Raw genomic sequence first — 8,057 nt, 5'->3', positions numbered from 1 at the left:
TGATGAAGATGATTGGGATAATGCCCTTGAGTTACGCGAAGGAATTGTCAACCATTCGACGAAGAGCAATTCAGCTTCTGACAAAGCCCAAAAGAAGCGGACAGCCGATAATTTACCCGTGCATAGCTTTCAAACCCTCTGGGCTGATTTAGGCACAATTGTTAACAATCGAATCCAGTCTAATATTCCAGGTGTAAATTTCGACTTTGACAAGGTAACTGAACCGACTCCCGTACAAAGGAAGGCTTTAGATTTGTTGGGTGTCAGCCTAATATGTACCCAGTGAGCCTGAAACTGAAATCGCCCTAAGCGGGGATAGGCATACAGTGTAGCGATTTGTCAAAGGGGAACTTCAGATTAAGGTGGGTTACGCCAGTAGGGTGCGTTAGCAAAGCGTAACGCACCGTTGTGAATATTAAAATTATGGAATAGATTTGACGGTTTGATGGGCGCACGTCGGTGCGCCCCTACGGTTTCTGGATGTAATGCTAATTTACTAAATTAGGTATGCCATACCAGTACATGATGAGAAGAAATGACAATGCTACGGGAGTGGATCTGACATCCAAGGGAAAGCTTGACCGAATAATAATTCATGTTATCCCTAAATTTGCCCTACATCTAGGTTGGGATCAGGGCGGGTTTTGTTGTGCAGTTTGAGGTGGGTCAATTCATGTTATCCCTAAACCCGCCCCTACATCTAGGTTGGGATCAGGGCGGGTTTTGTTGTGCAGTTTGAGGTGGGTCTATTCATGTTATCCCTAAATCTGCCCCTACATCTAGGTTGGGATTAGGGCGGGTTTTGTTGTGCAGTTTGAGGTTGGTCAATTCATGTTATCCCTAAACCCGCCCCTACATCTGACTCCCAGACGTGCCATGGCACGTCTCTACATGGTTCCCCCATCCATTACTGCCCTAACGCCCTAGTGTTTCCCTCGCCTTCTCACGCAGGCTGGCAGCTTTTTCATGATCGGGTTCGAGTTGCAGGGCTTTATCCAGAGAAGGAATCGCTTCCGTGGTGCGCCCTAACGCCATCAGCGCCTCACCGCGAGTTGCCCAAGCATCGGCGGAGTTCCGATCCAGTTCAATCGCTTTGTCTAACGCTTGAACCGCCTCAGCGGAACGCCCCACCCCTTGCAGTGCTATGCCATAGCGAATCCACCCTCTGGCAAAATCGGGATAGTATTCAGTTACCCGTTCATAAAGTCGCAGGGCGTCTATGATCTGGTTTTGTTGCCGTAGGGCATCGGCTTTGCTGACTAAGGCTTCGGCATAATCGGATTGGTAGGCGAGGGCGTCATTACAGGCGACGAGGGCTTGTTCGGGTTGTCCTAATTGATTGAGACTGTAGCAACGTCCCCAATAGGCAGGGGCTAAGTCGGATTGGAGTTCGATCGCCTGATTATAAACTAGGATCGCTTTCTCGTATTCTCCGGCTTGTCTTAAGTCTTCGGCTTCGGCGAGCAAGGATTCAGCCGTGGGTTCGGGGGTTGGCGAGGGAGTGGGAGTGGGGGTGGGAGTTGGACTTGGGCTTTCAGCGGGGACATCCTCAATTTGAGACTGATGATTCAATTGAGAGGGGAGTAGAATCAGGGTGATGGCAACCGTAGAACTAACCGCGATCGCAATCACAGCAATAGTCCAAGGCTGCATCAACCATTGCCGAAATCCGTGGGGTCTAGCGGCGGTTGACACCGTTGCGGTGGGTTCAAAGTCCTGAGGTTGACTTAGCGATACGGTAGCATCAGTCTGAGCCGGGGTGGGCTGAGAGGTTTGGGTGCGTCCGGTGTCTTGGGTTTGACTAGAACTAGAAGATGATTCGCTATTCGACTCCTCGACTTCAATCAGCGTCGATTCCGTTGGTGTCGCCTCCCACGCCTGAGTCTCGGCGGAATCAGTGGCTAAATTTTGACTCTCCTGATCCGTCGGCGCTTGGGGATCAACTAGAGGCGGCAATTCACATTCAGGGGCTAACGGTTGGGGGGGTGATGCCGACTCCAATAATGGCGCGGGTAAACTCTGGAATGCTAACAGGGTTTCTTCTGCTGTCGAGTAGCGATCGCGAAAATCATAGCGCACCATCTTATCCAAAATTTCCCCAAATTCTGGACTAATCTGCTTGGCATATTTGCGCCAGTTGAGTTCACCCGTATCGGAGTCTTCTTTTATATGTTTGGGGTGAATTCCCGTTAATAACTGAATCCCAATAATCCCCACCGCATAAACATCACTACTATAGCGAGGTTTTCCTGCCAGTTGTTCATTGGGCATATATCCCTTAGTGCCGATAGAAATGGTCACATTGGTCAGCGCCGTTTCCTGATTCAGCGACTCACATCTAACCTGTTTCACCGCACCAAAATCAATCAGCACAATTCTGCCATCAGCGGCGCGGCGAATCAAATTGGCTGGCTTGATATCCCGGTGGATCACATTCTGTTGATGGACAAATGCTAGTACCTGCAACATATCTTGCAGGAGGGATAGCACTTTTTCCTGTGACCACGTCAGATGAGAGTCTATCTCTTTACTTAAGGGTTGTCCTTGAATATATTCCTGAGCCAGATAAAATTCGTGATTTTCCTCAAAATGAGCCAAAAGCCGGGGAATCTGCTCATGATTACCCAGTCGATAGAGGACTTGCGCTTCCGTTTGGAACAGGCGTCTCGCCGTTTGCAGCCCCTCCTCATCATCATCGCTCACTTGAGGTTTTAATTTTTTAACGACGCATTGGGGATGACCGGGCAAATGCATATCCCGCGCCAAGAAGGTTTGACCAAACCCTCCGACCCCTAGCTTGTCGATAACGTGATAGCGTCCGCCTAGAGGTTTATTGTCCCAAGCGTCTTGAGAACCCGACACCATCGTTTTTGTCAGCGCCCCTGTTGAATTTTTCTTCATCACTAGACACGTCCAGAAATTACACGTCAACCCACGATTCAAAGGGTCTTTGACTAATTTTCAGACAAGTCTAATTAACCATTGCATTGAAAACAGCACCCCACTAACTTGTCTTATTCTTTATCTGACAATCGAACCTGAGTTCATTGTTTATTTTTTCCAAGATAGTCGCTAATTCACCGACAGGAAGTTTACCGACGAATCAGCTATTCTTGTTTATTTGCAAAAATAACCTTGACCGATAACTGTCGTTCGATCAGTTTGAGGTCTTTTAACTCTGGCTTACCCGACACGTTTCTGGAAACACTGCACGTTAGAGTCTGCTTACCTGACTCCGGGGAGCCAGATGCCTACCATGTTAATTATAGAGGCGATACTCACTCTCTAACAAAAAAGCGCTTAACATCAGGACATTCAAGCGTAAATTTACCAACGGCGCAAACAAGCTGAACCGCTGATGACCAAAGACTTTTGTCTGTTTTGTCTAGTCATCAACGCTGAGGTTTAATTGAATTATTTGCTCTACTGTTTACATTTGGGGCATCATTTTTATCTATGGCACGGAAAAATCAGCTAATCAACCGTCGCCGCTTTCTGGTTACCTCAGCCTTAACCAGTAGTGGATTGATCACCGCTAACCTGTTATCGAAATCAGGATTAGTCCAGAGTACAGCACCTGGGTGGCTAGTGGTGACGTGAGTCGTGATCAGGCAATTATTTGGAGCAAGAGCGATCGCGTTACCTGTGAAGAGTGAGGTATAGCACTACGCAGACACGTTAGGACATAAAAGAAAAATTCAAAATCGCTCAATCCCTTGTAAGGTAAGCTTTTTTCTTCAAAGAAAGCCTATTGCCTATTGCCTATTCCCGCTTCGCGTAGCGCTATAACAACACAAATCCGATTTTTTGTCAATGCGTAACTCCTGACTATTTCAAAAAAAAAGAGAGGGAGGATATTCACTCAGCATCACCCTCCTACTCTCTTCATCTCCCACGTTTAACCAAACTGTTCTTCAATCTCTAAATTAAACAGCGTTTGCAGCGTCTGCATGGCTTGGCGTCTGGCTTCAATATCCTGCTGAGCCCTTAACTGCACCATCGGATCATGGAGGATTTTATTGACAATTCCCCGTGTCAGCGCTTCGATGATTTCTTGATGTTTATCGGCAAACTCTGAACCTAAGCGAGATAGGGCTTTTTCTAATTCCTGCTCCCGAATCCCTTCCACTTTCTCCCGGAGACTACTAATAGTACTCACGGTTTCTAGCGATCGCCACCAAACCTCAAACGCTTCTACCTCTTGTTCCAGTAAGTTTTCCGCTTCCATTGCCATCTGACGGCGGCTTTCGGTATTTTGCGCCACCACTGCTTTTAAGTCGTCCACATTAAAGGCTTGAACCTGTTCAAGTTCATTGACATCAGCATCCACATTACGCGGTACGGAAATATCAAATAGCATTAAGGAGCGATTGGGATCAAGATGGTCTTCCAGTTTAGCCCGATCCAGGATCGGTTCTGTCGCACTGGTACTGGTAAACACCATATCCGACTCCGGAATCACCTCCATCATTTCAGATAGGGGATGTACCGTTATCTGAGCATTCTCAAACTGCTTTGCCAACTCCTCAGCCCGACGAGTTGAGCGATTGATAATGGCGATTGACTCAGCCCCTTTGGAAAGCAGGTGTTGCACCAGCAAACGCGACATTTTCCCCGCACCGATAATTGCTACTCGGTAAGCCGCCAAGTTTTGCACTTCCATCTGGGCGAGTTCCACCGCCGCCGAACTAATCGAAACCGCCCCCGTACCAATGCTGGTTTCCGTGCGGACTCGCTTTCCGGCGGTAATCGCTTGTTTAAACAGTCGATTCAACAGGCGTCCAATTCCCTTGTATTGCTGACCGATTTTGTGGGTATGCTTGACTTGAGATAATATTTGCCCTTCGCCTAAGACTAGACTATCCAATCCCGCTGCGACGCGCATCAGATGCATAACCGCATCCTGATGTAACAAAATAAACAAATGGGGGCGTAATTGATGCAAGGGGACAAGAGAGTTATCCGAAAGGAATTGACTGACTTCACGCACACCCTTTTCCGTTTCTGCTGCCACAATATAAATTTCTAGGCGATTGCAGGTACTAAGGATCGCCACTTCTTCAACATGGGGGTAGCTACAGAGTTGTTGCACCGCACCTTCTATTTGGGCTTCGGGAATACTTAGTTTTTCCCGGACTTCAACTGGCGCTGTTTTGTGGCTTAAACCTACGACGGCAATATTCATTGTGTTCTCCAAATCTCTGTCGTTGGGTTGGGTCAACTATCAGTCTTGTTTTATAAGGATAGAGAAAATTGAGAAATTTGTCTGAATACGATGAACAATTCAGTATAAGTTCACCGATTCAGAGATGGAATTTTTAACGGGGGAGAAATAAACAATCAACGTTAAGCCAGAGTAAGTAGCATTATCATTGCTTATACTCTGGCTTGAACGCTTTTATCTCCATCTCGATGACTGGAATTCAAGTGGAAGAAATCCTGCGAAAATGGATAAATTGACAGTATCTATCGTAGTTGCAGGGTCTTCGGCTGATCAAACAGATGGACAGTATCCACAAAGCGAGCCGTCTTCGACTGGGTGGAAATAACCAGACTTTGAGTCCGTGCCCCCCCGTGGAAGAGTCGTACCCCTTCCATCAAGGTACCCGGCGTAATCCCACAAGCGGCAAATAGCACGGTGTCACCTGAGGCTAGCTCATGAGTATTGTAGACCTTATCGGGATCATTAATGCCCATTTCTTGGAGCCGCTCTAGGTTCCCCTCTTTGCTTTCACCAATCAAACCCGTCTGCACAGTTGCTGGGTCATAAATTAGCTGACCTTGGAAATGTCCTCCCAAACAGCGCATCGCCGCAGCAGAGATAACGCCTTCGGGTGCAGCACCAATACCCATCAGAGCATGGATATTTGTCCCTGAAAAGGCACAAGAGAGAGCCGCAGAGACATCTCCGTCACTAATTAGCCGAACTCTCGCACCAGCAGAGCGGATTTCATCAATTAGTCCTTTGTGGCGATCGCGCTTCATGACGACGACCACAAGTTCCTCCATGGCGCGATCCAGACACTCGGAGAGAATTTGCAGGTTCTCTGTTGCCGATTTACTGATATCGACATGATTCTTAGCCGCAGGAGGCGCAGCTAGCTTTTTCATATAAAAGTCAGGTGCAGCAAACAACCCTCCCTTCTCAGAAATGGCTAGCACCGCCATTGAACCGGGTTGCCCATAAGCCACCAAGTTCGTCCCTTCACAAGGGTCAACGGCAATATCGACTTCAATCAGTTCATCGGGGTTACAGTAGTTCTTTGCCTCCTCGCTGGTACAGATGCCCACTTGTTCACCGATATAGAGCATGGGGGCGTCATCTCGCTCCCCTTCTCCAATCACGATGCGACCCCGCATGTGAATTTTGTTCATCCGCTCCCGCATGGCTTCAACTGCCACATGGTCTGCCTCGTTTTTATCACCTTTGCCCATCAATTTGGCAGAGGCAAGTGCTGCCTGTTCGACAACTTCAATAATTTCTAGTCCTAGCGTAGTTTCTAGCACGAAGCTTTTCCTCTCAACTGCTTAGTTTTTCCCTGGTGTTATTTACTGTCCCCAGTCTAAAAGTCTATCAGAGACTGGGATCTCCTCGAAAGAATGTCGAGTATTGGTTTATGTTAAGTTTTGCTACGAGTAGGTGTTTCAGACGTAGCACGCTACGTCTCGACTTGGGTAATGATTGTCCGATGGCGGGGACTATTCGGCATGATCATCGGTGGCTGGAATCCTGCTTTCGCGATCGCTTGCTGGATATCCAAGGTAAAATACTCGTCAAAGTAAGGCTCAGTGCTTTTGAATAAAGTAAAAACGTAAGCTGGCATTGTCGCATACACCTGAGACTGAGGATTCATATCCATCAGGGTAAGATAGCCACCCGGACGTAATAACCGCCGTGCCTCCCGTAGGATTGCCTTTGCCGCCGTTTGGGGTAATTCGTGGAATACCAAGAAGATAGAGACTAAATCATAGGAAGCATCCGGTAAACCTGTCGCTTCAGCCGCCGCGTGTTTCCAGTTAATTTCTGTATGATGCTGTTTGGACTTATATTCGGCAACAGCTAGAAAGTAAGGCGATAAGTCTACACCCGTCATGTTTGCCTGGGGATAAATCTGTTGTAGGGCAAAGGTACTCATCCCCACACCACACCCCAGATCCACAATATCTTGCGGCTCAGTTGTAACCTGCTTTTGCACCAACTCATGGTAACTCTGCCGCAGTTTAGCGTCTCCTTGAAGTTTATCTTCAGGATAAATATTGGCATGAACAGCATAAGCGGCAACTTCCTGTTCAAACGCAGCATCCCACTGGAGATTTCCCTGGTTATAGGCATGGAAGGGGCGCAAATAATAATCCGGGTAGGTTAACTGGGGGTTTTGGACTTGATTCAGATAACTATCCCAGTCCAGAGAACGTAACTCATTGACCTGTTTCGTCCAAGGTACGCCAATTTTTTCCGCTCGCTTCACAATCATCTTACGAGCTTGCTGCTTGGCTAAATTGGCTAAAGGTTTAATGGCAAGGATTCCATTAACCAAGCGCGAGGCTAATCGGGGTGTTGGGTTGACCGTAGTCGTCATAATGGTTCTTCGCGATTATCTGTTTTGGGGATTGACATATATACAGACTATCGGCAATACTACGACATCTTAGCAACATTTTGCCACCCTTTAGGGGCTGCTGAATAAGTAAGTGTTGTGGTGAGGGGGAGTGGAGGAAGATGGGGAAGAATTATGACAGTTGTAGGGGCGGGTTTTACCATTAACATTTGATTGTCACCCTAATATTACTAAACCCGCCCCGATTAGAGTACAAAACATCTTCAACAAATGACCAATGACCAATGACAAATAACGATTCAAACTTTCGCCACATATCGATTACGCCCAGAGGCTTTCGCTTGATACAACGCCATCTCCGCTTCGGCAACTAACTTAGCTGGTGGAGTATCAGGCTCAGGATACAGACTCGCCACGCCCAAACTCAGGGTGACATATTCACTGACAGCAGAAGCCGCATGGGTAATTTTTAAACCGTGAACCAAACTGCGTAATTCT

General features: G+C 47.4%; 6 protein-coding genes and 1 pseudogene. 2 read left to right on the top strand and 5 right to left on the bottom strand.

Translation table 11 applies throughout. From position 1 onward, the window contains the following. Positions 1–286, top strand: a pseudogene (locus RIB93_RS20325) (IS1634 family transposase); the annotation flags it as partial. Between the two features lie 629 nt (positions 287–915). On the opposite strand, the gene RIB93_RS20320 reads toward RIB93_RS20325, so the two are convergent. Then, complete coding sequence (locus RIB93_RS20320) at positions 916–2,901, bottom strand: protein kinase domain-containing protein (RefSeq protein ID WP_446375014.1); 1,986 nt, start codon at positions 2,899–2,901, stop codon at positions 916–918. Positions 2,902–3,456: 555 nt separating this feature from the next. Here RIB93_RS20320 and RIB93_RS20315 point away from each other — a divergent pair. Next, positions 3,457–3,600, top strand: coding sequence for a hypothetical protein (locus tag RIB93_RS20315; RefSeq protein WP_446375012.1), 144 nt, complete (start codon positions 3,457–3,459; stop codon positions 3,598–3,600). Between the two features lie 298 nt (positions 3,601–3,898). On the opposite strand, the gene RIB93_RS20310 is transcribed toward RIB93_RS20315, so the two are convergent. From RIB93_RS20310 to RIB93_RS20295, 4 genes are all read right to left on the bottom strand, one after another. After that, on the bottom strand, positions 3,899–5,185 hold the full coding sequence (locus tag RIB93_RS20310) for a glutamyl-tRNA reductase (protein ID WP_446375010.1): 1,287 nt from the start codon (positions 5,183–5,185) through the stop codon (positions 3,899–3,901). A 281-nt stretch (positions 5,186–5,466) separates the two neighbouring features. Continuing rightward, positions 5,467–6,507: a class II fructose-bisphosphatase gene (gene glpX / locus RIB93_RS20305; RefSeq protein WP_446375008.1), complete on the bottom strand. Its 1,041-nt coding sequence runs from the start codon at positions 6,505–6,507 to the stop codon at positions 5,467–5,469. Between the two features lie 152 nt (positions 6,508–6,659). Then, complete coding sequence (locus RIB93_RS20300; RefSeq protein WP_446375006.1) at positions 6,660–7,580, bottom strand: class I SAM-dependent methyltransferase; 921 nt, start codon at positions 7,578–7,580, stop codon at positions 6,660–6,662. Between the two features lie 278 nt (positions 7,581–7,858). Beyond that, positions 7,859–8,057, bottom strand: a 199-nt coding sequence (locus RIB93_RS20295) for a diguanylate cyclase domain-containing protein (RefSeq protein ID WP_446375004.1), incomplete at its 5' end; no start/stop codon positions are given.

Source organism: Coleofasciculus sp. D1-CHI-01, from assembly GCF_040218875.1.
Classification (GTDB): Bacteria; Cyanobacteriota; Cyanobacteriia; order Cyanobacteriales; family Coleofasciculaceae; genus Coleofasciculus.
The sequence above is the reverse complement of the archived record's forward strand: the minus strand, read 5'-3'. Positions and strand labels throughout refer to the sequence as shown.

What these genes read in the sequence shown, in the direction of transcription:
- RIB93_RS20320 (WP_446375014.1), bottom strand. Translation starts at nt 2,901, where the DNA reads ATGAAGAAAAATTCAACAGGGGCGCTGACAAAAACGATGGTGTCGGGT.
- RIB93_RS20315 (WP_446375012.1), top strand. Translation starts at nt 3,457, where the DNA reads ATGGCACGGAAAAATCAGCTAATCAACCGTCGCCGCTTTCTGGTTACC.
- RIB93_RS20310 (WP_446375010.1), bottom strand. Translation starts at nt 5,185, where the DNA reads ATGAATATTGCCGTCGTAGGTTTAAGCCACAAAACAGCGCCAGTTGAA.
- RIB93_RS20300 (WP_446375006.1), bottom strand. Translation starts at nt 7,580, where the DNA reads ATGACGACTACGGTCAACCCAACACCCCGATTAGCCTCGCGCTTGGTT.